The organism is Nonomuraea sp. NPDC048882 (genome assembly GCF_040649755.1).
GTDB classification, from domain to species: domain Bacteria; phylum Actinomycetota; class Actinomycetes; order Streptosporangiales; family Streptosporangiaceae; genus Nonomuraea; species Nonomuraea maheshkhaliensis.
Map to the genome: position 1 here is coordinate 253,389 of NZ_JBEZGB010000013.1, position 24,801 is coordinate 278,189.

Annotated in this window: 24 protein-coding genes and 1 tRNA gene; 5 read left to right on the forward strand and 20 right to left on the reverse strand. The window is 70.1% G+C overall.

The genetic code is table 11. From position 1 onward, the window contains the following. Positions 1-43 precede the first annotated feature (43 nt). Positions 44-901 carry an NAD(P)-binding domain-containing protein gene (locus AB0C27_RS38900; protein ID WP_357855104.1) on the forward strand — a complete coding sequence of 286 codons (858 nt, stop codon included), beginning with the start codon at positions 44-46 and terminating at the stop codon, positions 899-901. On the opposite strand, the gene AB0C27_RS38905 is transcribed toward AB0C27_RS38900, so the two are convergent. Then, entirely contained in the window at positions 898-2,268 is a 1,371-nt protein-coding gene (locus AB0C27_RS38905; protein ID WP_357855107.1) for a cystathionine beta-synthase, read from the reverse strand. The two genes, AB0C27_RS38900 and AB0C27_RS38905, sit on opposite strands and share 4 nt — an antisense overlap. 128 nt (positions 2,269-2,396) lie before the next feature. Between AB0C27_RS38905 and AB0C27_RS38910 the strand changes: the two genes are divergently transcribed. The 3 genes from AB0C27_RS38910 (at position 2,397) to AB0C27_RS38920 (ending at position 6,099) form a co-directional block, all read left to right on the forward strand. Beyond that, the gene (locus AB0C27_RS38910; RefSeq protein WP_357855109.1) at positions 2,397-3,380 is read left to right on the forward strand and encodes an SGNH/GDSL hydrolase family protein; all 984 of its coding nucleotides are present in this window, start codon (positions 2,397-2,399) and stop codon (positions 3,378-3,380) included. Between the two features lie 84 nt (positions 3,381-3,464). Beyond that, the gene (locus AB0C27_RS38915) at positions 3,465-4,808 is read left to right on the forward strand and encodes a PQQ-binding-like beta-propeller repeat protein (protein WP_357855112.1); all 1,344 of its coding nucleotides are present in this window, start codon (positions 3,465-3,467) and stop codon (positions 4,806-4,808) included. Between the two features lie 73 nt (positions 4,809-4,881). Next, positions 4,882-6,099, forward strand: a complete 1,218-nt coding sequence (locus AB0C27_RS38920) for an acetyl-CoA C-acetyltransferase (protein WP_357855115.1) — start codon at positions 4,882-4,884, stop codon at positions 6,097-6,099. Positions 6,100-6,222: 123 nt separating this feature from the next. Here the strand turns inward: AB0C27_RS38920 and AB0C27_RS38925 are convergent, their stop codons facing one another. The 19 genes from AB0C27_RS38925 to AB0C27_RS39015 form a co-directional block, all read right to left on the reverse strand. After that, positions 6,223-6,630, reverse strand: a complete 408-nt coding sequence (locus AB0C27_RS38925) for a PPOX class F420-dependent oxidoreductase (protein ID WP_357855117.1) — start codon at positions 6,628-6,630, stop codon at positions 6,223-6,225. 53 nt (positions 6,631-6,683) lie between these two features. After that, positions 6,684-6,917 carry a DUF4287 domain-containing protein gene (locus AB0C27_RS38930; RefSeq protein ID WP_106240529.1) on the reverse strand — a complete coding sequence of 78 codons (234 nt, stop codon included), beginning with the start codon at positions 6,915-6,917 and terminating at the stop codon, positions 6,684-6,686. Between the two features lie 167 nt (positions 6,918-7,084). Further along, positions 7,085-7,879: a Bax inhibitor-1/YccA family protein gene (locus AB0C27_RS38935; RefSeq protein WP_357855121.1), complete on the reverse strand. Its 795-nt coding sequence runs from the start codon at positions 7,877-7,879 to the stop codon at positions 7,085-7,087. Positions 7,880-8,524: 645 nt separating this feature from the next. Beyond that, positions 8,525-8,597 (reverse strand) — tRNA-Leu (locus AB0C27_RS38940). A gap of 49 nt (positions 8,598-8,646) precedes the next feature. Next, the gene (locus AB0C27_RS38945) at positions 8,647-9,171 is read right to left on the reverse strand and encodes a peptide deformylase (RefSeq protein WP_357855124.1); all 525 of its coding nucleotides are present in this window, start codon (positions 9,169-9,171) and stop codon (positions 8,647-8,649) included. Further along, positions 9,168-9,680 carry an ACT domain-containing protein gene (locus AB0C27_RS38950; RefSeq protein ID WP_346108813.1) on the reverse strand — a complete coding sequence of 171 codons (513 nt, stop codon included), beginning with the start codon at positions 9,678-9,680 and terminating at the stop codon, positions 9,168-9,170. The genes AB0C27_RS38945 and AB0C27_RS38950 overlap by 4 nt, the downstream gene beginning before the upstream one ends. A gap of 78 nt (positions 9,681-9,758) precedes the next feature. Next, the gene (locus AB0C27_RS38955; RefSeq protein WP_357855128.1) at positions 9,759-11,075 is read right to left on the reverse strand and encodes an NAD(P)/FAD-dependent oxidoreductase; all 1,317 of its coding nucleotides are present in this window, start codon (positions 11,073-11,075) and stop codon (positions 9,759-9,761) included. Between the two features lie 96 nt (positions 11,076-11,171). Then, positions 11,172-11,966 (reverse strand): uracil-DNA glycosylase, encoded by a 795-nt coding sequence (locus tag AB0C27_RS38960; RefSeq protein WP_357855131.1) that lies wholly within the window; start codon positions 11,964-11,966, stop codon positions 11,172-11,174. Between the two features lie 18 nt (positions 11,967-11,984). Next, on the reverse strand, positions 11,985-12,935 hold the full coding sequence (locus tag AB0C27_RS38965; RefSeq protein ID WP_357855134.1) for a hypothetical protein: 951 nt from the start codon (positions 12,933-12,935) through the stop codon (positions 11,985-11,987). Beyond that, positions 12,932-13,258: a PadR family transcriptional regulator gene (locus tag AB0C27_RS38970; protein ID WP_346108819.1), complete on the reverse strand. Its 327-nt coding sequence runs from the start codon at positions 13,256-13,258 to the stop codon at positions 12,932-12,934. Before AB0C27_RS38970 ends, AB0C27_RS38965 begins: the two co-directional genes overlap by 4 nt. 188 nt (positions 13,259-13,446) lie before the next feature. Next, a complete protein-coding gene (locus tag AB0C27_RS38975; RefSeq protein WP_357855137.1) occupies positions 13,447-14,637 on the reverse strand; it encodes a hypothetical protein in 1,191 nt (396 codons plus the stop codon). 176 nt (positions 14,638-14,813) lie between these two features. Further along, on the reverse strand, positions 14,814-15,761 hold the full coding sequence (locus AB0C27_RS38980; RefSeq protein WP_357855140.1) for a Ppx/GppA phosphatase family protein: 948 nt from the start codon (positions 15,759-15,761) through the stop codon (positions 14,814-14,816). Continuing rightward, positions 15,752-16,240 carry a DUF501 domain-containing protein gene (locus tag AB0C27_RS38985; protein ID WP_357855143.1) on the reverse strand — a complete coding sequence of 163 codons (489 nt, stop codon included), beginning with the start codon at positions 16,238-16,240 and terminating at the stop codon, positions 15,752-15,754. Before AB0C27_RS38985 ends, AB0C27_RS38980 begins: the two co-directional genes overlap by 10 nt. Before the next feature lie 87 nt (positions 16,241-16,327). Beyond that, positions 16,328-16,969, reverse strand: coding sequence for a septum formation initiator family protein (locus tag AB0C27_RS38990; protein ID WP_357855146.1), 642 nt, complete (start codon positions 16,967-16,969; stop codon positions 16,328-16,330). Positions 16,970-17,035: 66 nt separating this feature from the next. Then, a complete protein-coding gene (eno, locus tag AB0C27_RS38995) occupies positions 17,036-18,313 on the reverse strand; it encodes a phosphopyruvate hydratase (protein ID WP_357855149.1) in 1,278 nt (425 codons plus the stop codon). A gap of 153 nt (positions 18,314-18,466) precedes the next feature. Next, a complete protein-coding gene (locus tag AB0C27_RS39000) occupies positions 18,467-19,411 on the reverse strand; it encodes a MazG family protein (RefSeq protein WP_357855152.1) in 945 nt (314 codons plus the stop codon). A 2-nt stretch (positions 19,412-19,413) separates the two neighbouring features. Continuing rightward, entirely contained in the window at positions 19,414-20,019 is a 606-nt protein-coding gene (locus AB0C27_RS39005; RefSeq protein ID WP_357855155.1) for a SurA N-terminal domain-containing protein, read from the reverse strand. 30 nt (positions 20,020-20,049) lie between these two features. Next, complete coding sequence (gene mfd / locus AB0C27_RS39010; protein WP_357855157.1) at positions 20,050-23,538, reverse strand: transcription-repair coupling factor; 3,489 nt, start codon at positions 23,536-23,538, stop codon at positions 20,050-20,052. Between the two features lie 94 nt (positions 23,539-23,632). Beyond that, positions 23,633-24,007 (reverse strand): signal peptidase I, encoded by a 375-nt coding sequence (locus AB0C27_RS39015; protein WP_357855160.1) that lies wholly within the window; start codon positions 24,005-24,007, stop codon positions 23,633-23,635. 62 nt (positions 24,008-24,069) lie between these two features. Between AB0C27_RS39015 and AB0C27_RS39020 the strand changes: the two genes are divergently transcribed. Beyond that, complete coding sequence (locus AB0C27_RS39020) at positions 24,070-24,789, forward strand: methyltransferase domain-containing protein (protein WP_357855163.1); 720 nt, start codon at positions 24,070-24,072, stop codon at positions 24,787-24,789. The last annotated feature ends 12 nt before the right edge of the window (positions 24,790-24,801 follow it).

Genomic DNA, 24,801 nt, shown 5'->3' on the forward strand with positions numbered 1-24,801 from the left:
GAGCCGAAGGAATTCCGTAGCGGCCGGCCCGATGGTGAGGTCCATGAGTCAAGTGACGGTTGTGGGACTGGGCCCGATGGGGTCGAAGATGGCCGAGACGTTCCTGGCCGCGGGCCACGAGGTGGCGGTGTGGAACCGTACGGCGAGCAAGGCAGACCCGCTGCTGGCGAAGGGCGCCAGGCGGGCGGCGAACGCGGTGGACGGCGAGTTGCTGGTGGTGAGCCAGATCGGCTACCAGGCGATGGACGACAGCTTCGGCGACGCGCGGCTGGACGGGAAGGTGGTGGTCAATCTCAGCTCGGGCAGCCCCGGCGAGCTGCGCGCGGCGGCCCGCCGGGTGGCGGAGCGCGGGGGCACGCTGATCACGGGAGGCATCATGGTGCCGCCGCCGGGGATCGGGCAGCCGGGGGCGTACACGTTCTACAGCGGCCAGAAGGACGTGCTCGACCGGCACGCGCCCGTGCTGGAGGCGCTCGGCGAGGTCTCCTACGTGGGGGCCGACGAGGGCCTGGCGATGATGTACTACCAGGCGCAGCTGCTGATCTTCTGGTCCAGCCTGACCAGCTACATGCACGCGATGGCGCTGCTGAGCACGGCCGGGGTGGCGCCGGAGGAGTTCCTGCCGTTCGCGCGGGAGACGTTCATCCAGCTGGGCGGTGACGGGCCCATGGGGTTCGTCGGGCAACTGACCGAGGAGTTCGCGGCCGGGTCTTATCCGGGTGAGCTGAACTCCCTGCACATGCAGGCCGTGGGCCTCGGCCACGCCGTGGAGGCGCTGGCGGAGGCCGGGGTGGAGATCACGGTGCCGACGGCGCTGTGGCGGCTGTTCGAGCGCGCCGACGCCGAGGGCCGCGGCGGCGAGGGCCTCGGCACCGTGATCCAGTCGATCATGAAGCCCTAGTGGTTGGCCAGGAAGGCGAGCAGGTCCTGCCTGGTGAGCAGGCCGGAGGGCTTGCCGTCTTCCAGCACAACGGCCGCATCGGCCTTCTCCAGCGCTTCCACCGCACGCGCCACAGGTTCACCACTGCCGATCGTGGGTAGCGGCGCGGACATGTGATCGGCGATCGGGTCGTCGGAGGAGAGCCTGCCGTGATAGAGCGCTTCGAGGAGGTCGCGCTCGACGATGGAGCCGACCACCTCGGCGGCCATGACCGGCGGCTCCTCCTTCATGACCGGGAGCTGGGAGACCGAGTATTCGCGCATGATCGCGATGGCCGTGCCGACCGACTCGTGGGGGTGGGCGTGGACGAACTCCGGCAGCCCCGGCCGCTTGCGCGCGAGCACGTCGCCGACCAGGCCCTCGTCGGACGAGGTGGTCAGGAAGCCGTAGTCGGCCATCCAGTCGTCGTTGAAGATCTTCGACAGGTAGCCGCGGCCGCCGTCGGGCAGGAGCACGACCACCACGTCGTCGGGCGCCGCCTTGGCCGCCACCCGCAGCGCCGCCACCACGGCCATGCCGCAGGAACCGCCGACCAGCAGCCCCTCCTCGCGGGCGAGCCTGCGGGTCATGTTGAACGACTCCTTGTCGGACACCGCGATGATCTCGTCACAGACCTCGGTGTCGTACGTGGCCGGCCAGATGTCCTCGCCGACCCCCTCGACCAGGTAGGGGCGCCCGGAGCCGCCGGAGTAGACGGAGCCCTCGGGGTCGGCCCCGATGATCTTCACCCGCCCGTCGGACACCTCCTTCAGGTAGCGCCCGGTGCCGCTGATCGTGCCGCCGGTGCCGATGCCCGCCACGAAGTGCGTGACCCGGCCCTCGGTCTGCTCCCACACCTCGGGTCCTGTCGAGTGGTAGTGGGAGTCGGGGTTGTTGACGTTGGAGTACTGGTCGGGCTTCCAGGCGTTGGGCACCTCGCGGGCCAGCCGGTCGGAGACCGAGTAGTAGGAGTCGGGGTGGTCGGGCGAGACGGCGGTCGGGCAGACCACGACCTCGGCCCCGTACGCGCGCAGCACCGAGATCTTGTCCTGGGCCACCTTGTCGGGCACCACGAACAGGCACCGGTAGCCCTTGCGCTGGGCCACGATGGCCAGCCCCACCCCCGTGTTGCCGGAGGTCGGCTCAACGATCACGCCGCCAGGGCGCAGCTCACCCGACTTCTCCGCCGCCTCGATCATGCGGACCGCGATGCGGTCCTTGACCGAGCCCCCCGGGTTGAAGTACTCGACCTTGGCGAGCACCTGGGCGGGGACTCCCGCGGTGACTTTGTGCAGCCGGACCAGCGGGGTGTTCCCCATGAGGTCGACCAGGGAATCGTAAACGCGCACCGAGGTGTTCACCTTCTTTGCCGAAGCTTGATCAGCTTGCCGACGGCCGAGGTCCGGTGGGGGTGGCAGGCCCTCGGCTACTTTTCAAGCAAACGCTACCGCCGAGTTCGACCGGGGAGGGCACGTACGTGGTCTGGCCAGCTGGCATGGCGCGCGCGGCGCGGAAGATCGCAACAGCGGCGGCACTCGGCGGAGGCGGCCTCACGGCTCTCGGAGCCACGGCGTACGGGCTGCTGATCGCCGAAGGGCTGCTCGCCCGCAAGGCCATCGGCCGACCCCACGGGCTGGACGGCCCCGTCGCCGACGGACTGTACGGGGCGTTTCCCGGCGAACCACTCAAAATGGCCATGCTCGGCGACTCCACCTCCGTGGGCCTGGGCATGACCGACCCCGCCAAGACCCCCGGAGTCCTGCTCGCCAACGGCCTGGCTGCGGTCGCCGAGCGTCCGGTGCGCCTGGTGGTCGCGGGCAAGTCCGGCGCGCCCTCGGCCGAGCTGGCCGAGCAGGTGGACGTGGCGCTGGCGATGGAGTCCGACCTGGCGGTGATCTTCGTGGGCGCGAACGACATCATCACGCAGACGCCGCCCGCGACCGCCGTACGACATCTGTCCAAGGCCGTGCGGCGGCTCAGGGACGCGGGGGTCGAGGTGGTCGTGGGCACGTGCCCAGACCTCGGCACCGTGCGGCCCATCGCGCAGCCGCTGCGCTGGGTGACGCGGCGCTGGAGCCGGCAGCTCGCGGCGGCTCAGACGGTGGCGGTGGTGGACGCCGGCGGCCGTACGGTGGCGTTCGCCGACGTCCTGGGCCCGGAGTTCGCGACAAATCCGACAGAAATGTTCGGACCCGATCGTTTCCATCCAAGTGACCGAGGTTACGCGCAGGCCGCTTACGCGGTGCTACCGTCAGTGTGCGCTGCGTTGGGACTGTGGCCTGAGCCGCGCCCCGCACGCGGCGAAGCACTGCAACCGATCTATCTCGCGGCGGCTACGGCCGCGGAGGAGCCCGGCACCGAGGTCACCGCGACCAGGGTCGACGGGCGGGCGACGGGCCTGCACGGGAAGTGGGCCACGTTGTTCCGCCGTCGGCTCGGCGAGCCAGTCAACGACGCCTGAACGGCTCGGCGGGACCACGCCCCCAGCCGGTCACCCTTCGCGTCGAAGCCGTCACTCCTCGTCCCACTTTGGAGTGGATTGCCCGTGCTCCGGCCCCACTGGAAACCGTCCCTCGCCCTCGCCGGAACCCTCGCCGTGACGGCCTGCTCCGGCAGCGACGCGGCCACCACGAAGTTCACGACCTGGGAGAACGGCCAGGTCAACGCCGTCAGCCGGATGGCCGTGGGCGGCGGGGTGGTCGCCACGACCTCGATGAAGCCCGGCGGAGCCCTCGAAACCGTCGCCATCGGCCTGCGTGACGGCAGGCGCCTGTGGGCCCACCCCGCCACCATGGCCGGCCGCCTGCCCGGCATGGGGGTCTCCACGCCCGCGATCGTGGAGACGAGCGGCGGCGACAGCGTGATCGTCGCGCTCGACCCGGGCAGGAAGGGCCGCTGGAACGCCACCCTCGTCGCCCGTGACGCCCTGTCGGGCGCGCAGAAGTGGTCCAGGCCCGTGCACTCGACGTTCGGGCCGCAGCGGTGCGGGCCCTACGTGTGCCTGTCCGAGCACACCGCCCTGGCCAAGGCCCGCATGGTGGTGCTCGACCCGGCGACCGGCAAGCAACTGTGGAAGCTGCCGGGGATCTCCGAGGTCGAGTGGTCCGACGAGAGCCGGGTGCTGCTGCTGCGGCTGGCCACCAACCCCATGGTGGAGTCGTACGAGCTCAAGACCGGCAAGCTGCAGTGGCAGCAGCCGATCGAGCAGGCGCTCGGCCCCGGCATCGACCTGTCGGGCGGCTGGGCCTTCGGCTCGACCGGCGACGACCTGGTCGGCTACGTGGCCCCGTACACGAACCCGCGGACCAAGAAGCTGTCCGCCTTCGGGCTCTTCTCCGTGAAGATCGCCGACGGGACGATCAACTGGATGCGGCCCTCCGTCGTCCGCGTCTATCCCAGCGGCAACCCCGGCGCCGCTCCCGTCGTGCGCCCGGTGGACCGCCAGGGCGGCTACGGCGGCTTCGCCCGGCTCGACTCGGCCTCCGGCCGGGTGCTCGGCCAGATCACCGCCGCCGACGTGCCCGGCTCCGGCTGGTGGCTGGCCTTCCCCGACGGGATGGACCGGCTCGGCTTCCTCAAGCACGGCGCCAAGGGCACGGCGTTCGACATCGCCTCCGGCCGGCCTGTGCCGGTGGAGGAGGAGCGCGGCTGGTCCTTCTGCGTCACCGACCCCAAGCCGCTGCCGCTGCGCGGTCAGGCGCCCGGCTTCTACGCCACCGCCGCCGTCTGCGAGTACGACCTGGCCACCGGGCAGCGGATCTCCCCCGCCACGGCCCCGCCGCCCTGGTTCACGGGCAGCCAGGACGGCTGGCGGCTGTGGCGCGACGAGAAGGGCGCCGTGCACGCGGTCAATGACCACACAGCGACGGCGCCGGGTATGTACGGATAAGCGATGGGCCGGGCGGGCCTCGCGTGGTGAACTGGAATATAGTTCTACAATTAGCGCCGACAGAGGAGGGGCCATGCCCGAGGCAGTCATCGTCGCAACCGCGCGTTCCCCGATCGGACGAGCCTTCAAGGGTTCGCTGAAGGAGATCAGGCCCGACGACCTGACCGTGCAGATGATCCAGGCGGCGCTGGCCAAGGTGCCCCAGCTCGACCCGTCCCAGATCGAGGACATCATGCTGGGATGCGGCCTGCCGGGAGGCGAGCAGGGCTTCAACATGGCCCGGGTGGTGGCGGTGATGCTGGGGCTGGACAACGTGCCCGGCACCACCGTGACCCGTTACTGCTCCTCCTCGCTGCAGACCACCAGGATGGCCTTCCACGCGATCAAGGCGGGCGAGGGCGACGTGTTCGTCTCGGCCGGGGTCGAGACCGTGTCCAGGTTCGCCAAGGGCAACTCCGACTCCCTGCCCGACACGCACAACCCCGCCTTCCTCGACGCGGGCGGCCGGACGAAGGCGTTCGCCGAGGGCGGCCGCACCTGGCACGACCCGCGCGAGGACGACGCCGTTCCGGACGTCTACATCGCCATGGGGCAGACGGCCGAGAACCTCGCCCAGCTCAAGGGCGTCTCCCGCCAGGAGCAGGACGAGTTCGGCGTACGGTCGCAGAACCTGGCCGAGAAGGCGCTGGCCGACGGGTTCTGGCAGAAGGACATCACCCCGGCGACCCTGCCCGACGGCACCGTGGTGAGCAAGGACGACGGGCCCAGGGCGGGCACGACGTACGAGAAGGTCGCCTCCCTCGCGCCCGTCTTCCGTCCCGACGGCACCGTCACGGCGGGCAACTGCTGCGCGCTCAACGACGGGGCCGCGGCCGTCGTCATCATGAGCGACGTCAAAGCCGCCGAGCTGGGCATCACGCCGCTGGCCAGGATCGTCTCCACCGGCGTCACCGGGCTGTCGCCCGAGATCATGGGGCTGGGGCCGGTCGAGGCGTCGAAGATGGCACTGTCCAGGGCCGGCATGGCGATCGACGACATCGACCTGGTGGAGATCAACGAGGCGTTCGCCGCCCAGGTGATCCCCTCCTACCGGGAGCTCGGCATCGACCTCGACCGGCTCAACGTCAACGGCGGGGCCATCGCGGTCGGGCACCCGTTCGGGATGACCGGCGCCCGGATCACCTCGACGCTGATCAACAGCCTGCAGCACCACGACAAGAGCATCGGCCTGGAGACGATGTGCGTGGGCGGCGGCCAGGGCATGGCGATGGTGATCGAGCGCCTGAGCTGACGCCAGGCGCACGCGATCGAGGTCTGAGCGTCTGAGCGGACGCGCGGCGAGCGGCCGGGTCGCGGAAACGCGACCCGGCCGTCAGCCGTTGAGGGCCAGCCGTTGAGGGTCAGCCGTTGAGGGTCAGCCGTGGCGGTCGGGGCCGGCGTGGACCGGCGTGACGCGCATGATGACGCGGCGGTCGCTGACCATGGCGGCGCGGTAGTCGTCCCAGTCGGGATGCTCGCCGGAGATGTCGCGGTAGTACGTGACCAGCGGCTCCATCGCCTCCGGCAACGAGACGATCTCGGCGGTGCCGTCGACCTGGATCCAGTCGCCGAAGAAGCCGTCGGTGAAGACGCACAGCGACACCTGGGGGTCGCGGCGGGCGTTGCGCACCTTGGCCGCGGTCTCCCTGGTGCTGATGACGATGTGACCGTCCTGCACCCCTGCCGTGACCGGCGACATCTGCGGACGCCCATCGCGATGCCGGGTCAGCAGGACCGCTCGGTGGTTGTCGCGAAGAAAGCCGAGGGCCTTGTCGATGTCCATGCCCTCATGATGACGCGCCCGCGCTTGCGGCACGGGCGCGGGGGCGGTTGGGCTTAGATGAAGCCCATGCGGTTACGGCGGTGCCGCTCGTGCTCGTGGACGATGGCGGCGGCGTAGCCGTGGGTCAGCCCGTGCTCGTCGGCGAGCCAGTTGGCCCGCTCGTCACACCTCAGGAAGGACGGGCCGTTGTCGATGGCTTGGAACCACTCGGGGAGTTCGCGTCCCGTGATCGTTGGGACCCTTGCTATCAGCTTCGTCTGCGTCTCCATTGAGTGGTTCAAGGACATGGGCACCTCCGCGGATTAAGGTCCTTTGCTTGACACTGCAACACGGACGTGCGAATGGCAACCCCTGAGCCGGGCATCATTTCGTGACCATGGGTAGATCTTCGATCGCACAGCGAAAGGAGCCCCGCCTTGACGGCGAGGCCCCTGACGACCGTAAGTGGTGACGGTCAGTCGCTACTGCTGAAGTAGCTGATGAACCGGAGCACCTCCAGGTAGATCCACACCAGGCTCAGCGTCAGCCCGAACGCGCACTGCCAGGCGAACTTCTCGGGAGCGCCCTGCTTGACGCCCTGCTCGATCGAGTCGAAGTCGAGCAGGAGGAAGAAGCAGCCGATCAGGATCATCACGACGCTGAAGATCCAGCCGATCGGGCTGTCGGTACGCAGACCGAGACCGCCCTCGACGAAGAAGCCGACGAGCAGGTTGACCAGGATCAGCCCGAGCGCGGCGATGGCGGCGGCGACCGTGAACTTCACCAGTTTGGGAGTGACCCTGACGATGCGCAGCGAGTAGACGGTCAGCACCGCGCCGAAGGCGAACGCCGTGCCGAGGACCGCCTGCATCACGATGCCGCTGATCATCCCCTCGAAGACGGCGCTGATCTTGCCGAGGAAGACGCCCTCGAACACGGCGTAGCCCAGGATGAGCGCCGGGTTGGTGCTCCCCGTGAACGAGACGATCAGCCCGAGGATCAGCGCGACGACCGCCGCGCCGATGGCGATCATCGGGGGCACGTTGAGAATCCAGGCCGCGGCGGCGGCCACGACGAGGGTGCCGAGGGTCATGAACCCACGGACCACGACGTCGTCGAGCGTCATGGTTCGGAACGCCGGCCGTGCCGGGGGTGCGTACGACGGGGAGTCGTACATGTTCTGCAACTGCTCGGGGGACGGACTGGGGCCGCCCCAGCCCGTCGCGGCCTGCTGCCGCGACCTGCTGAATACGGGGTTCTTGCTCTCCATCGCTGCCTCCTGTGACGCCGAGCCTACGATGCGCGGCGGCACCTTGGTCAACTAGACGCTCAGATCGATGTTCATTCGGGACTTCGGCTGGGATCACAACGAACCGCCTCACCGCGAAGTTCCCCGCCCCCGCCCCCGGGGAAACCCGCCGGGAGCGCGCCGGGCGCGCGATGACCGGCCGGGGCCGGACCGGGCGGCGACGTGCGGGAGATCGGGCGGGAGATCAGGTCAAGATCGGCGGTGGCGGGGCCGGGATGGCGGCCGCGATCGGGCCGGTGTCCACTAACGCCGTTATCCCGAACCGAAAAGGGCCGGTCGTAAAGCGTAGTCAACCATTCACGGAAAGAAACTCCGACAGGTCGGGAGAAAGCAGAAACCGGCCACGTTGTCAATATCGTCGTGCGTACGAAAACCGCTCGGCCGGGTAAACGCGCGCCTACATCAACAGCCAGTGAGCGAGACCTTACCCACCCGTCCGACAGGGCCCTCAGCCCCGGCGGCACCGGCCCTCCACCAGCAGTGACCGCCCGGTGACAGGACAGCTCCATAACAACTCGATATCGACCGAGAAGGGCCGGCCGGGGCCCGTCCGTCGATCGCGGTAAACCTCCAGGTCAGAGACCCGAGGACAATGAAGATGGCAAGTGCCCCCGGCGGGATTCGAACCCGCACGTCAACCCTTTTAAGGGGTTTGCCTCTGCCATTGGGCTACGGGGGCGCCGCAATCATACGAAACGGACCATGCTTCCGAGGAGCACAACTTCGCATCAGGCGCCACAAGTGTGAAGTCTGCGGTGAAGTGATAGCGCTCCAGGGACTCTGTCCAAGAAGAGTAGACCGTCTAGATGGTCCAGTTGGTGCTGAATGCAACGAGCTTCGAACGCGTCCGCTTCGATGGTGACTGCCTCGCCGCTGCCTGGCAAATGCCCATGTACGGTGATACGCGTCGCACGGCGCACGTCGGCCGTGAGCCCCTCGACGGACGCGCACCCCTCCCTGCCCTCGTCCCAGTGGGCCGCGCGCGAGAGCCGTGGATTGGCCACCACGAGCTCCCCGGCCCAGGACCGGCTTCTAGGGTGGCGACCGGCGTCAAAGGCGATCAGGCGCAGGCTCAGGCCGATCTGGGGGGCGGCCAGCCCCGTCGTCCCCCGCTCAGCGCGCAGGGTGGCCAGGAGGTCCTCCGCGGCGGACACGACCGCGGGGTCGGTCGGGTCCACCGGTTCCGCCACGGCGGACAGGAGGGGGTGCGGGGCGCCGAGCACCTCACGCACCGTTCCTCCTGTCCCTGTCACAGGAGATCCGGTTCTACGGGTCTGAAGGTGATGTCGGAGTCGAGGCTCGCCCCCGTGGCCGCCAGCCGGCGCATGAGCGCCGCCACGTCCACGTCCTTGGGCAGCTCGACGTCGGCGATGAGCACGTACAGGCGTCCGCTGAGCCTGGTGCTCATGCCCGTGATGTTGCCCCTGTCCTCGGCGAGCACCGCGCTGATGGCGGAGACGATGCCCGGCCGGTCGGGGCCGTGCACGGTCAGCACGTAGGCCAGCCCGCCGCCCTCGTCGCAGAAGTGACGGCGGGCCTCCACCGCCGAGGCGCTGATCACCAGGTCGGGCACCTTCAGACGTTTCAGCAGCTCGGCGGAGTCGAGCTCGCCCGACACCAGCAGCATCATCGCGATGTGGCCGCCGAGCAGCGTCATGGTCGAGTCCCGGATGTTCGCCCCGCAGTCAGCGAGAGAACCTGTAACGGCGGCGATCACGCCCGGCCGGTCGACACCGAGCACGGTGACCGCTGAAAGACTCACCCGTGGTACCCCTTCCGCTTGCGCCAGGGGTGCCGAAAACGCCCCGGCGATGATCGCCGGGGCGCTGCCGTACCTGGGCTAGCGGCGAGTCGTCGCCACCGCGGCCCTGAAGCCCTCGCGCGGGTGCTCCATCTCACCCAGTGAGATCGTCTCTCGCTTGAAGAACAGGGCCAGGGTCCAATCGACGACGACCCGGACCTTGCGGTTCAGCGTCGGCACCCGCGACAGATGGTAGGTCCGGTGCATGAACCACGCAGGGAATCCGCGAAGCTTGACGCCATAGACATTGGCCACGCCCTGATGCAGGCCCAGACCGGCCACCGATCCGACGTACTTGTGGCGGTATTCGACCAGTTCCTGCCCGCGAAGGTGACGGACGACGTTGTCGGCCAGCACCTTGGCCTGGCGGACCGCGTGCTGGGCGTTGGGGGCGCAATACTGGCCGGGGTTCGTCACGTCCGGCACGCCGGCGGCGTCGCCCGCGGTGAAGGCGTCCGGCGTGCCCGCCACGGTGAGCATGGCGGTGGCCTTGATCCGGCCGCGCTCGTCGAGCGGCAGGTCGCTGTCGTTGACCACGGGGCTGGGCTTGACTCCGGCGGTCCACACCAGCGTCTCCGCGTCGAACTCCGAGCCGTCCGACAGCACCACGCGACCGCCCTCGCAGGACTCCAGGCGGGTGCGCAGCTTGACGTCGATGCCGCGCTCGCGCAGCTGCTCCAGGGTCCACTTGCCCATCTCGGGGCCGACCTCGGGCAGCACCCGGTCGGTGGCCTCGACGAGCACCCAGCGGATGTCGGCGGGCGTGATGTTGCGGTAGTAGCGGGTCGAGTCCTTGGCCATGTCCTCAAGTTCGGCCAGCGCCTCCACGCCGGCGAACCCGGCCCCGACCACCACGAACGTCAGCGCCCTGCGCCTGACCTCGGGGTCGGTGGTCGACTCGGCCACGTCGAGCAGGTGCAGCACGCGGTTGCGCAGCGCGATGGCCTCGCCCACGGTCTTGAAGCCGATGCCGATGTCGGTGAGCCCGGGGATGGGCAGCGTGCGGGAGATCGAGCCGGCGGCCATCACGATCACGTCGTAGGCCACCTGGCGCGGCTCGCCCTCGGCCGGCTGGAAGGTGACCGTGCGCTCCGCGTGGTCGACCTTGGTGACCGTTCCGTTGAGGATGTGCACCTTCGGCAGGATGCGCCGCAGCGGCGCCACCATGTGGCGCGGCGACAGGTTGCCCGCGGCGGCCTCGGGGAGGAACGGCTGGTAGGTCATGTAGGACTGGGGGTCGATGACGGTGATGCGGGCTTCTCCGCCGCGCAGCTCGCGGTGGAGTTTGCGCTGCAGCCGCAGCGCCGTGTAGAGGCCGACGTATCCGCCGCCGACGATCAAAATGTGCTTGTTCATCCTGAGGCCCCATCCCTCGTGGGAGTGCTTGTGAAAGCATTCACAAGCATATGTCAGGGCCTCTCGGCGAATCCAATCCGGGCGTGGTGGGACGCGTCACACAGCCAGTGACCTGGCCCTCTCGAAGACGTCGTCCAGCATCTGGGCGGTGACGCGGCCGGTGAAGGTGTTCTGCTGGCTCGGGTGGTAGCAGCCGAGCAGGGTGACGGGGCTCCCGGCGTGCCGGATCTCGTGCTCCACCCCGTGGCCGAACGGCGGGCGGGCGCGCGGCAGCTCGTAACCCGCGGCCTTGAGCGCCGGCCACATGGCCTGCCAGGCGTACCCGCCGAGCGCCACGATCACCCGTACGTGCGGCGCGACCAGCTCGACCTCCCTGGCCATCCAGGGGAGGCAGGCGGCCTTCTCCTCCGGCGCCGGCTTGTTCGCCGGCGGCGCGCAGCGCACGGAGGCCAGCACGCGCGTGCCGATGAGGCGCTGCCCGTCGCCCGCGTACGTGCTGGTCTCCCGCGCGGCCAGGCCGGTGCGGTGGAGTGAGGCGAACAGCCAGTCGCCGCTCCTGTCGCCGGTGAAGATGCGCCCCGTCCTGTTGCCCCCGTGGGCGGCCGGCGCCAGGCCGACCAGCAGGATCCGCGGCCGCTCGTCGCCCCATCCGGGAACGGGACGGCCCCAGTACGTCTCGTCCGCGAACGCGCGCCGCTTGACCCGCGCGACCTCCTCGCGCCACTCCACCAGACGGGGACACGCCCGGCAGACCGACTGCGCGGCCGTGAGCTCGGCGAGGGTGCCGCACCCTGCGGCGATGCGGCGCACGTCCGCCGGGCCGAGCGCCACGGGGGTGTCGGCGGTCGCGGGGTCGTCGGGCCAGCCGGTTCCGGGAGGTACGAAGCTCATGGCACCGATGGTGCCCGATCAGTCGCCCTGAGCAGGCGCGGGGGTCGCGGTGACCGTGGTCCCCTCCGATGGACGCGCCGACGGGACGGCCGACGGGCCACCTGACGGGGCGGCCGACGGGCACACCGAGGGCTTGGGCGTCTCCATCTCCGCGCCCACCTCCGCCTTCATGGCCGCGTCACCGGAGATCAGCGGCAGCGGGTAGCGGTTGAGCACCGGGTCGCCGCACGACCTGTCCACCTGGTAGCCGTAGTCCTCAGGCGTGGTCGTGAACGGCCTGCCGTCCTGGTCGTAGAGGTAGACGTCGGTCAGCGGGGTGCCGTCCTTGGCGTACGGCCGCAGGTTGTAGACCCCGTCGGAGGAGGCCTGCCGCACGTAGACGCGCCCGATCGAGGTGACGGCCTCCGGGCTGGGCACGGGCGTCGTGAGACCTCCGGCCTCCACCATGCCCGCGAACAACGCCAGCGCGGCCACCGCGTTCGCGGCCACGGCGACCAGCACCACCGGCCGGCTCCTGGCCCGCCGCCCGAACCAGACCGAGGCGAAGACCCCCGCGAGCACGACGGCCCAGTCGCTCGGGGTCATCGGGACCAGGCGTACCTGCGCCGCCATGGACACGACGACCATGGCCAGCAGGTAGCCGCGCAGCACCCACCAGCCGGGCCGCAGCTCCGGCAGGAAGGCCGTGAAGCCGCTGTAGGCCGCGGAGACCCGGAGACGGGCTCCGACCCTGCGTCCCCACTCGCGCGCGGCCGTACGGCGGTTTCCGTCGCTCTCAGGGCGCTCCCCGTAGGCGGCCGCCAGCTCGTCGGCGTAGACCCCGGGCGAGCCCAGCCGCTCCTCCAGCGGCAGGTCCGACTCCGCCGCGATCTCGCCCAGGTGGTCGTCGAGGTCTTCGAGCAGTTCGTGCCGCTCGGGATGATCCGCCAGGGCCTCACGTACGGCCTGCGCGTACTGTTCGGGGGTCATTCTCGTTCCTCCTTGAGCAGGGTCGCCATCGTGGCCGAGAAGGAGGCCCAGGTCTTGGCCGAGGTGGCGTACATCTGCCTGCCGACGTCGTTGAGCCCGTAGTACTTGCGGTGCGGCCCCTCGTCGGAGGCCACCACGTATGAGGTCAGGGCGCCCGCCTTGAACAGGCGGCGCAGCGTGCCGTAGACCGAGGCGTCGCCCACCTCGTCGAGCCCGGCCTCCCTGAGCCGGCGCACGACGTCGTAGCCGTAGCCGTCACGTTCTTTGAGCACGGCCAGCACGGCCAGGTCGAGCACGCCTTTGAGCAGTTGGCTGCTGTCCACGCGAAGCACACTACTGTGCAAAGCGCGGTAGTGGCAACCAGAAAACCGGGTGGCGCCCGAGGGTGCCACCCGGTTCGTCGTGCTGGAGGCGCCGTCCCACTCGCCTACGGCGCCCCAGTGTCGGATCCGGCGTCAGATCCGGTATCAGATCCGACGTCAGACCAGGTGTCAGATCCGGTGTCAGATCCCTACGACGCCGCGGGAGCCGTCGGCTCCGGAGTCTTCGTCGGCGTCGGGGTCGGCGTCGGCGCCGGGGCCGAGGCCTCGCACGCGCTGTAGGACTTGACGACGTGGTCGCGGTTGTTCGGGCCGCTGATCGACAGCGTCACCGTGCCGCCCTTGCGGGCGTCGCCGCTCAGCGGGGAGGAGAAGCCGGAGATCGACTTCGACCCGCCGTTACGACCGAAGTAGGTGTCGCCGCTGGTCACCACGCTGCCGTTCAGCTTCCACACGTAGCCGACCCGGCCGGCGCCGGTCGAGGTGACGACCGCGGAGGCGTTGACCGCGCAGTTGAGGCTGACCACGGTGGCACTGGCGGAGACCTTGGTCACCGGCCTGGGGATCTCGGGAGCCGAGTCCTTGCACCAGACCTTGTAGTAGGCCCGGTTGGAGTAGGCGCCGTCGCGACCCAGGACCTGCAGCTGGGCATAACCCTCGCCGCTGTGGCGCGGGGAGATGCCGAAGCCGACCCGGCGCGAGTCGCGAACCCTGATCTTGCCGTAGTCGACCACGTCACCGTTGAGCACCCAGCGGTAACGCACCCAGGTCGGGCGGCTGGTCTCGATGCGGCCGACGAAGTCGATCTTGTCGCCGGGGGTGCAGGGGCCGACGTACCTGCTCGGGCTCGCCCACGCGGTGGCCTCGACCGTCCGGTCGAGGTGCGTGCGCACCTTGTCGTCGTCCCGCGGCTGCTCGCACGAGACGGAGAAGCGGCCCTTCTTCGAGGTGAACTTCTTCGGACCGAGGACCTGTACGGCCTCCCAGCCCTTCACGTCCTCCTTGAAGGTGATGGACTGCTTGACCGTCACCGTCTTGGTGCCCTTGCCCGTGAGCCGGACCACCTTGACCTTGCTCTTGGACCCGTCACCGTGCAGCCAGCGGTAGGCCAGCACGGTCTTGCCCTTGACCGGCACCCTGATCTTGGCCGAGAAGTCGACCTTGACCGGGCAGGAGCCGTCGTGAGCACGGGGCGAGGCCTTCGGCGTGGAGACCGAGGCCCTTGACTTGGACGCGGGCTTGGCCGCCGCCTTGCCGGCGGCCGAGGCCGTGGCGGCGGTGGCGGCCTGGGCCGGACTCGCGACGAGCCCCGCGGCCAAGCCGGCCAGCATCGCGGCCGAAGCGCCGAACGCGGCGGCCTTACGTGCTAACCCGACAGACATCATGTGAGAGTGCTCCATTCCTTTGGGGGAAGAGACGCGCTCGGGAACGGTCGTCACGCCGGCGCCTTCCGCGCACAGCGATATGACAAAGCCCCCGTAATGCCCCTTTACTGAAGCACAATACTGATCACACTCTCAACAGTGACTGTGAATAAGAAATGTCCGGATTTCTTCAGCTATGTCGCTAGAGACCAGGCGATTCCATCCAAGATGTCGTGTTCACTGACGACGACCTGCGAAAACGCGAAACGACGGACGATTCGGTCAAGAATGAGCGCTCCGGCACCAATCACGTCCACCCTTCCCGGATGCATCACCGGGATCTCCGCGCGCTCACCATGGGTCATCGCGAGCAGCCGCCGCGTCACCTCGTGCACCTGCTCCGCCGAAACGCGCGAGTGGTGGATGCGCTCGGAGTCGTACACCGGCAGCCCGAGCGCGATGCCCGCCACCGTCGTCACTGAGCCGGCCAGGCCCACGAGCGTGTGCGCCTGCCTGACCGGCACCTGTGCCTCCACCCGGTCGAGCGCGGCCTCGATGTCGGCCACCACGGCCTCCAGGGCCGGCGCGGCGGGCGGGTCGCCGGCGTCGCGCAGGTGACGCTCGGTCAGGCGGACGCAGCCGATGTCCACCGACAGCGCCGACTCGGCGTGGCCGGAGCCGACCACGAACTCCGTGGAGCCGCCGCCGATGTCCACCACGAGGTAGGGAGGCAGCGGGCCCTGCGGCACCTCGGTCTCGGGCGACAGGCGCAGCAGCCCTCTCGTCGCTCCCGTGAACGACAGCTCGGCCTCCTCCGACCCCGTCACCACCTCGGGCTCCACCCCGAAGATCTTCCGTACGCCGTCGACGAACTCCTGCCGGTTGGCCGCGTCGCGCGTCGCGCTCGTCGCCACCACGCGCGTGGCGGTGGCGCCGTGGCGCCGGATCAGCTCCTGGTAGCCGCGCATGGCCGCGAACGTGCGCTCCAGCGCCTCGGGCGCCAGCCGGCCGGTCCTGTCCACGCCCTGGCCCAGGCGGACGATCTCCATCAGCCGCTCGACGTCGCCCAGCTCGCCGTCGCCGACGTCGGCGATGAGCAGGCGTACGGAGTTGGTGCCGCAGTCGACGGCGGCTACACGCATGGTCCGTCACTCCACCAGTCGGGGAGTGCGTCCAGCGCCTCCCTGCCGAACGGGTTGGCCCCGGGCACCGCCAGCTCGTGCGCCACCAGCGCGTGCAGGCACTTGACCCGCTCCGGCATCCCGCCCGTGCTCTGCATGTCGCGGGGAAGCGGGGCCAGGCCCTCCGCCTCGGCCGCCTGGTCGCGCCTGGCCACGTAGTCGTCGTGCGCCGCCCGGTAGGCCTCGGCCAGCTCGGGCTCGGTGGCCAGCCTGGCCTGCATCTCGCGCATCAGGCCTGAGCCCTCCAGCGTGCCGATGGCCGAGGCGGCCTTGGGGCAGGTCAGGTAGTAGAGGGTCGGGAAGGGCGAGCCGTCGGGCAGCCGCGGCGCGGTCTCCACCACGTCGGGGTTGCCGCACGGGCAGCGGTGCGCGACCTCGCGCAGCCCTCTCGGCGGGCGCCCGAGCTGCTTCTCGACGACCTCGACGTCCTTACTGTCCAACGCGTTCCTTCCGTGTCGCGGGCTCGCCCGGCGGGCTCGTAAAGCGGCCGCCCCGCCGGGTGAGCCCGCCGGGTCGCTCCGGCGGGCTCACCCGACCGGCTGCTTGGTGGGCTGCCCGATGGCCGGCCCGGTGGGCGGCCCAGTCGGTTGTTTCGTCGGCGGCTTCGTCGGCCGTTCCGTCGGCTTCTTCGCAGGCTGCCCGGCCGGCGATTTCGAAGGCTGCTTCGTGGGCTGCCCGGTGGACTGCTTCGTGGGCTGCTTGGCGGGAGTCTCGTCGGACCCCCGAGCCGACCCCTCGGACGGCCCCTGGGATGGCCCCTGGGATGGCTCAGCGGCCGTCACAGCCCTGCGTCCCGTGCCCTTGTCGGCGGCCTCCACCGACTCCCACAGCGTCTCGTACCACGGCGGCACCACCGCGGGCTGCTTCACCGCCGCCTGCTGCCTGCTCTGGTCGGGCTCCATCACCACGTAGCACTTCTCGCCCGGCCCGCAGTAGTGGAGCCGTTCCTTGGCCGTCTTCTTGATCCAGTTGGGGTCGTCGCTCTGCCGGTCTCGGGCCAGCAGAGCCTGCTTCTCCGCCTCGACCCTGGCCTTCTCCGCCCGCAGCTCGGAGATGCTGCGGCGCAGGCTGATGTACTCGCGCACCGGGTAGGCCAGGCTCATCGCGATCGCACACACCACGACGGCCAGGATCGCGGCCCGCCCGGTCAGCTGCGGTCTCTTCGCCAAGTTGCTGCACACCCCCTCAAGTGCGGCTCGCGGCCGGGTCAGGGGCGCCGCGAGCCGTACTCGAAACTAGCGCCGAAAACGCGGGAACGCCGCGCGACCCGCGTAACGGGCGGCGTCATCGAGCAGCTCCTCGATGCGCAGCAGCTGGTTGTACTTCGCCACCCGGTCGGATCGGGCGGGGGCGCCGGTCTTGATCTGGCCGCAGTTGACCGCGACGGCGAGGTCGGCGATCGTCGTGTCCTCGGTCTCGCCGGAGCGGTGGCTCATCATGCAGCGGTAGCCGCTGCGGTGGGCCAGGTCCACGGCGTCGAGGGTCTCGGACAGGGTGCCGATCTGGTTGACCTTGACCAGCAGGGCGTTGGCGGTGCCCTCCTTGATGCCGCGCTCGAGCCGCTCGGGGTTGGTCACGAACAGGTCGTCGCCGACGAGCTGCACCTTGTCGCCGAGGGCCTCGGTGATGGCCTTCCAGCCGGCCCAGTCCTCCTCGTCGAGCGGGTCCTCGATCGACACCAGCGGGTAGCTGGCGACCAGGTCGGCGTAGAACTCGATGAGCTCCTGCGCCGACAGGCCCTTGCCGTCGATCGTGTAGACGCCGTCCTTGTGGAACTCGGAGGCGGCCACGTCGAGCGCCAGCGCGACGTCCTCGCCCGGCACGTAGCCGGCCCGCTCGATCGCGACGAGGATCAGGTCGAGCGCGTCGCGGTTGGAGGGCAGGTTGGGCGCGAAGCCGCCCTCGTCGCCCAGGCCGGTGGCGTAGCCCTTCTCCTTCAGCACGCCCTTGAGCGCGTGGTAGACCTCGGTGCCGACGCGCACGGCCTCGCGGAACGACTCCGCCCCGATCGGCGCGATCATGAACTCCTGGATGTCCACGTTGGTGTCGGCGTGGGCGCCGCCGTTGAGGATGTTCATCATCGGCACGGGCAGCACGTGCGCGTTGGGCCCGCCGACGTAGCGGAAGAGCGGCAGGTCGGCGCTGTCGGCGGCGGCCTTGGCCACGGCCAGGGAGACGCCCAGGATGGCGTTGGCGCCGAGCTTGGCCTTGTTGGGCGTGCGGTCCAGGTCGATCATGATCTGGTCGATGATGCGCTGGTCCTCGGCCTCGACCCCGTTGATCTCCTCGAAGATCTCGTCGGTCACGGCGAGGACGGCCTTCTCCACGCCCTTGCCGCCGTAACGCTTGCCGCCGTCACGCAGCTCGACCGCCTCGAACTGGCCGGTCGACGCCCCGCTCGGGACGGCCGCGCGGCCGCTGCTGCCGTCGTCGAGCACGACCTCGACCTCGACCGTGGGGTTGCCCCGGGAGTCGAGGATCTCGCGGGCGTATACGACCTCGATGGTAGCCACGGGATGCGCTCCTAAATCGAAAGGTGATATGCCGTCAGAGCCTATCGGTACGTCCGCCCGCCAGGGCTGCTCGGGCGTGCACCCGCGCGGTCTCCAGACGGCCCCGTCGCGGCGAGCTCAGTCGCTCGCCTCTGGCCGCTCGTCGCGCACGGCTCAGCCGCTCGCCGACTCCCACGTGCGGACCCGTTCGCGGTAGGCCCGCGCCGCGGCCCTCAGCTCGGCCTCCGCGTCGAGCCCGGCCTCGGCGGCCCGCCGGACCAGGTCGAACAGCTCGCGCGCGACCCCTTGCCCGACCGCGGAGGAAAGCGACTCGGGCGCCCCCGCCCGCTCGGCCCTGCGCAGCAGCTGGGCGGCCAGCGACAGCGCCGGCTGGCCCATCGGCACCCCTTCGAGCACCGACTCGCGCCCCTTGGCGGCCCGCTCGGCCGCCTTGATGGCGTCCCAGTTGGCGTTGACCTCGTCGGCGCTCTCGGCGCGCACGGAGCCGAAGACGTGGGGATGGCGGCGGACGAGCTTCTCGACGATCCCGGCGGCCACGTCGTCCACGTCGAAGCCCTCGGCCACCCGCGCGTGGAAGACCACCTGCAGCAGCAGGTCGCCCAGCTCCTCGCGCAGCGCCGCGTGGTCGCCCTGCTCGATGGTCTCCAGCACCTCGTAGGCCTCTTCGAGCAGGTACGGGACCAGCGTCTCGTGCGTCTGCTTACGATCCCACGGGCACTCGGTGCGTAGCCGGTCCATGACGCCCACCAGGTCGAGCACCCGCGCCCCCGGCAGGTCGTACGACCCCGGCACGACCTCGATCACCGGCGGTTCGTCGAGCGCGATGGCCGCGTGTCCCACGCCCCGCATGAAGTCCTCGGCCTCGGGCTCCGACACCGGCGCCAGCCACACCACGGTCTCGGCGACCGCGCGCCGCGCCAGCGCGGGCGGGTCGGGCTCGACGACCTCGGCCTCGATCCCGGCCTCTGCCAGGTAGGGCAGCTGCGGATGGGCGGCCGAGCCGGTGAGCACAGGGCCCGAGCGCAAGGCCTGCCAGGCCTGGTGGCTCAGCAGGCCCGGCGCGACCCTGGGCGAGGTGGTGACGACGATCAGCGGCACGGTCAGCCCTGCGGCTGCTGCTGCGGCTGTGCCTGCTCGATCTGCTTGCCGAATCTGCCGGTGTCGAGGAACAGCGCCGGGTTCTCCTGCGAGCGCTGCGGGTTGAGCGCGCCGTAGCGGGGGTTGAAGACCGTCTTGATGGAGGCGAACTCCTGGCCCAGCTTCTGCCGGCCCGCCTCGCCGCCGAACTGCTGCTGCAGCTTCGACAGGCCGACCATGATGCGGCCGTAGTCGCGGGCGTCGTTGGGCGAGACGCCGTTGGCCAGCAGGTTGATCTGCGGCGACTCGAACTGGCCCGGGTCCTTGAGCGCGGCGTCGATCTCGGTCTCGCTCACCGCTACGTTGTAGCGCGCCATGAGCTGCTTGGAGATGCTCACGTTGACCAGGCGCTGCAGCACGACCTGGGTGGCCGGCACGCCCAGCGCCTTCTCGTCGAGCTGGTTCTGCTTCAGCGCGGCCAGGTAGGCCTGCGTGTCAGCGCTCAGCTTGCTCGTCGAGATGCGCTCGTTTCCCACCACGGCCGCGGCGCCCGCGTGCATGGGCGAGGAGCAGGCGGTCAGTCCTACGACCACCGCCGCGGCGGTCACAGCCACTCGTATCGACTTCACGTACGTCCCTTTCCGACCCGAAAACCGCCGCTAGCTTACCCGGGCGGGCTCGAGGAACATCGCCTCGACCAGATCGCCGCACCATTTGAGCAGGTCGAGGTCGCGTAGCGGCTGCCCGCCCAGCGGCTTGGTCTTGGGCACGGGCACCAGCAGCGTCTCCGCCGCCTGCTTGTATATCGCCTTCTTGTACAGCCGGTCGAGCCGGACCTGCTGCGACTCGCGCAGCCTGGCGGGGCCGAACTTGATGTTCTGGCCCTGCAGCGTGACGTCGGTGAGCCCGGCCGCGCGCGCCTTGATCCTGAACCTGGCCACCTCCAGCAGGTTCTCCACCTCCACCGGCGGCTTGCCGTAGCGGTCGGTCAGCTCGTCGCGCACCTCGGTGATGTTCTCGATGGAGACGATGGCCGCGATCCGCTTGTACGCCTCCAGCCGCAGCCGCTCGGAGGTCACGTAGTCGTGCGGGATGTGGGCGTTGATCGGCAGCTCGACCTTGACGTCGTGCTGCTCCTCCTGGACCTCGGCGCCGGTCAGCTTGGCCTTCTGCTCCTGCACGGCCTCGGCCATGAGCCGGACGTACAGGTCGAAGCCCACGCCCGCGATGAACCCCGACTGCTCGGCGCCCAGCACGTTGCCCGCGCCGCGGATCTCCAGGTCCTTCATGGCGACGTACATGCCGGCGCCCATCTCGGTGTGCTGCGAGATCGTGGCCAGCCGCTCGTGGGCGGTCTCGGTCAGCGGCTTCTCCGGCGGGTAGAGGAAGTAGGCGTAGCCGCGCTCCCTGCCCCGCCCGACGCGCCCGCGCAACTGGTGCAGCTGCGACAGGCCGTAGTTGTCGGCCCGGTCCACGATCAGCGTGTTGGCGTTGGGCACGTCGAGCCCGGACTCGACGATCGTGGTGGAGACGAGCAGGTCGTACTCGCGTTCCCAGAAGCCGATCATGATCTTTTCGAGCTGGTGCTCGTTCATCTGCCCGTGCGCCACCGCGATGCGCGCCTCGGGCACCAGCTCGCGCAGCCGCGCGGCCACCCGGTTGATCGAGGCGACCCGGTTGTGCACGAAGAAGATCTGCCCGTCGCGCATCAGCTCGCGCCGGATCGCGGCGCCGATCTGCTTCTCCTCGTACGGCCCCACGAACGTGAGGATCGGATGCCGCTCCTCGGGCGGCGTGAGGATGGTGGACATCTCGCGGATGCCGGTCAGGCCCATCTCCAGCGTGCGCGGGATCGGCGTGGCGGACATGGCCAGGACGTCGACCTGCGTGCGCAGGTGCTTCATGGCTTCCTTGTGCTCGACGCCGAACCGCTGCTCCTCGTCGATGATGATCAGGCCGAGATCCTTGAACCTGACCTCGGGGCTGAGCAGCCGGTGGGTGCCGATCACGACGTCGACCGCGCCCGACCGCAGCCCTTCGAGCGTGCCCTTGACCTCGCCGTCGGTCTGGAACCTGGAGACCGCCCTGATCGCGACGGGAAAGCTGGAGAAGCGCTCGGCGAAGGTGGACATGTGCTGCTGCACCAGCAGCGTCGTGGGCACCAGCACCGCGACCTGCTTGCCGTCCTGGACCGCCTTGAACGCCGCCCGCACCGCGATCTCGGTCTTGCCGTAGCCGACGTCGCCGCAGATCAGCCGGTCCATCGGGACGCCGCGCTCCATGTCGCGCTTGACCTCGTCGATGGCTTCGAGCTGGTCGCCGGTCTCGGCGTAGGGGAAGGCGTCCTCCATCTCGCGCTGCCAGGGCGTGTCCGTGCCGAACGCGTGTCCCGGCGAGGCCATGCGCGCGGAGTAGAGCCTGATCAGCTCGCCGGCGATCTCCTTGACCGCCTTCTTGGCGCGGGACTTGGCCTTGGCCCAGTCGGCGCCGCCCATGCGGTTGAGCGTGGGCGCCTCGCCGCCGACGTAGCGGGTGACCTCGTCGAGCTGGTCGGTCGGCACGTAGAGCCGGTCGCCCTTGGCGTATTCGATGACGAGGTATTCGCGGGTGGCGCCCTGCACCGTGCGCTGCACCATCTCGATGTAGCGGCCGACGCCGTGCTGCTCGTGCACCACGTGGTCGCCGACCTTGAGCTGCAGCGGGTCCACCATGTTGCGGCGGCGTGAGGGCAGCCGGCGCATGTCCTTCGTGGAGGCCTTCTGGCCGACCAGGTCGAGGTGGGTGAGCACGGCCAGGCCGGGGGTGATGAAGCCGTGCTCGATCAGGCCGGTCGAGACGTGCACGACCTTGGCCTCGGGTGCCTTGTCCAGGAACTGGTGCAGCCTGGCAGGGACGTCGACGCCCTTGAGCAGCTCGACCATGCGCTCGGCCGGGCCGTGGCCCTCGCTGAGCAGCACGACGGCCTTGTCCTCGGCCAGCCAGCCCTTGATGTCGGCCAGCGCCTTGGCGGTGTCGCCCCGATAGGCCTCGGAGTCGTGGGCGTCGAGCTCGACCCCGTTGCCGAAGGGCGCGATCGTCCACCACGGTTGCCCGAGCGCGTCGGCGTGGTCGCGGATCTCCTCCAGCGAGCGGAACGCGGCCGCGCCCAGGTCGATGGGCGCCTCACCGCCGGCCGCCGCGTTGATCCACGAGGCTTCGAGGAACTCCTGCGAGGTGCGTACGAGCTCCTCGGCCCGGCCTCTGATCCGCTCGGGGTCGCAGACGAACACGGCCGACCTGACCGGCAGGTGGTCGAGCAGCAGGTCCATCTCGCCGGCCAGCACGGGCGCGAACGCCTCCATGCCCTCGACCGGCGTGCCCTCGGCGAGCTGGTCGAGCACCTCGGCCAGGGCCGGATGCTCCTCGGCCAGCTCGCGCGCCCGCTGCCTGACCTCGTCGTTCAGCAGCAGCTCGCGGCAGGGCGGCGCGAACAGGCCGTCTTCCGCCGCCTCAAGGGAGCGCTGGTCGGCCACCTTGAACCAGCGGATCTCCTCGACCGTGTCGCCCCAGAACTCCAGTCGCAGCGGATGCTCCTCGGTGGGCGGGAACACGTCGAGCAGCCCGCCGCGCACGGCCACCTCACCGCGCTTCTCCACCATGTCCACGCGGTGGTAGCCGTTGGTGACCAGGTTGCCGACGACGTCGTCGAGGTCGGCGTCGTCACCGGCGCGCAGCCTGATCGGCTCCAGATCGCCGAGGCCCTTCACGATCGGCTGCAGCAGCGCCCTGACCGGCGCCACGATCACGCTGAGCGGCCCGGCGGCGGTGTCACCCTTGACCGGGTGGGCCAGCCTGCGCAGCACCGCCAGCCGCTGGCCGACGGTGTCGCTGCGCGGCGAGAGCCGCTCGTGCGGCAGCGTCTCCCAGGCCGGGAAGACCGCCACGGAGCCGGGCTCGATGAGGCTGGTCAGCGCGGCGGCGAGGTCTTCCGCCTCGCGCCCGGTCGCGGTGACGGCCAGAACGGTCCGCTGATCGTGCCCGGCCAGCGCGGCCACGCCGAACGGCCGCAGCGCGGACGGCGCGATCAGCGCGACGTCGCCGCCCTCTTCGAGAGCGGCGGTCAGTCTCGGGTCGGCGCGAACAAGGTCAAGTAGTCCGGAAAGACTCATCAGATACGCCCACAGCCCCACGACGGCAACACGACTACCCCCGGATGTGTCAGGTCGCGGGGGTCTCGTTCCAGACTACTCGCCGCTCCCGACCTCACTCGACCCGATAACCAGGCACGGACGGCCAGCGCACGGTCAGCACGGTGGACGGCTCCTCCGCCCGCCAGGAGTGGTCCACGCCCTTGCCCCAGACCACGTAGTCGCCCGGCTCGGCCAGCAGCACGCTGCGGCCCGGCAGCTCCACCCGGAAGCGGCCGCTGATCAGGACGAGCAGGGCCGTGCGCGCCTCGCCCTCGACCCACTGCGCCCGCTCGTCGCCCTGCGGGTGCACGCCCCACTTGATCTCGACGTCGTCACTGTGGCGGGGGTCGCCGGGGGGCTTGAAGTGACCGAGCAGCCAGCCGTGGTCGAGCGCGCCGTCCACACCGGCGTTGCCGACATAGACCTGCTCGTCGAGGGGATCGTTCACGGGGCAGGACGCTAGCAGGGAAATGCCTTACCGATCCGGCTTGATTGATTACTGTAGGTCACATGTCTGAGGTGCGATCGGTCGCCCAGCGAGGCGACCTCTTCGGTGAGCGGGTCCGCGAACACTGCGCGGGGCGGCCGGACAGGCGGCTCGACGTGCTGGTCGCCGGCTGCGCGCACGGTGAGCCCCTGGTGCTCGACCACGTCGAGACGCGGGCGACCGGGGTCGACGAGAACCATCCGGCGATCAGGAGGGTGGTGGCCGAGCGGGCCGACCTGGTGGCCTATTCGCTCGGCGACCTGCGCTCGGCGCCGCTGCCGCCGCGCGGTTTCGACGTCATCCAGCTGTCGTTCCTGCTGGAGCGGGTCAAGCACGCGGAGCTGGTGTTCGACCGGCTGCTGCTGGCGCTGCGGCCTGGCGGGCTGGTGCTGGTGCGCGTACGCGACCGCGGGTCGGCCTACGGGCTGCTCGACCGGATCACGCCCTCGTGGCTGCGCCGCCTGCTGTGGCGGGTCCTGGTGCCACCGGGCACGCCGGGCCCGTTGCCCAGGGTCTACGGGCCGCTGGCGTCGAGCGACGGCCTGCACGCGTTCTGCCTCAGCCGCGGCCTCATGATCACCGACGACGAGCGCACCACCAGCGGCCCGGCCCGCTCGCGCCGGCTCGGCGCCGCCGCGGTCGCGCTGATGTCGCGCCTGACCCACAATCGTTTCCCCGCCTCTCACGACGAGATCACGATGGTGATCAGGAAACCCCAGCACCACTTCGCCAGGCTCATCTAGCGGCACACTGTT

Excerpts from the sequence above, each read along its gene's own strand:
- AB0C27_RS38900 (WP_357855104.1), top strand. The coding sequence starts at position 44 with ATGAGTCAAGTGACGGTTGTGGGACTGGGCCCGATGGGGTCGAAGATG.
- AB0C27_RS38920 (WP_357855115.1), top strand. The coding sequence starts at position 4,882 with ATGCCCGAGGCAGTCATCGTCGCAACCGCGCGTTCCCCGATCGGACGA.
- AB0C27_RS38925 (WP_357855117.1), bottom strand. The coding sequence starts at position 6,630 with ATGGACATCGACAAGGCCCTCGGCTTTCTTCGCGACAACCACCGAGCG.
- AB0C27_RS38930 (WP_106240529.1), bottom strand. The coding sequence starts at position 6,917 with ATGTCCTTGAACCACTCAATGGAGACGCAGACGAAGCTGATAGCAAGG.
- AB0C27_RS38935 (WP_357855121.1), bottom strand. The coding sequence starts at position 7,879 with ATGGAGAGCAAGAACCCCGTATTCAGCAGGTCGCGGCAGCAGGCCGCG.
- AB0C27_RS38955 (WP_357855128.1), bottom strand. The coding sequence starts at position 11,075 with ATGAACAAGCACATTTTGATCGTCGGCGGCGGATACGTCGGCCTCTAC.
- AB0C27_RS38960 (WP_357855131.1), bottom strand. The coding sequence starts at position 11,966 with ATGAGCTTCGTACCTCCCGGAACCGGCTGGCCCGACGACCCCGCGACC.
- AB0C27_RS38965 (WP_357855134.1), bottom strand. The coding sequence starts at position 12,935 with ATGACCCCCGAACAGTACGCGCAGGCCGTACGTGAGGCCCTGGCGGAT.
- AB0C27_RS38975 (WP_357855137.1), bottom strand. The coding sequence starts at position 14,637 with ATGTCTGTCGGGTTAGCACGTAAGGCCGCCGCGTTCGGCGCTTCGGCC.
- AB0C27_RS38980 (WP_357855140.1), bottom strand. The coding sequence starts at position 15,761 with ATGCGTGTAGCCGCCGTCGACTGCGGCACCAACTCCGTACGCCTGCTC.
- mfd (WP_357855157.1), bottom strand. The coding sequence starts at position 23,538 with ATGAGTCTTTCCGGACTACTTGACCTTGTTCGCGCCGACCCGAGACTG.
- AB0C27_RS39020 (WP_357855163.1), top strand. The coding sequence starts at position 24,070 with ATGTCTGAGGTGCGATCGGTCGCCCAGCGAGGCGACCTCTTCGGTGAG.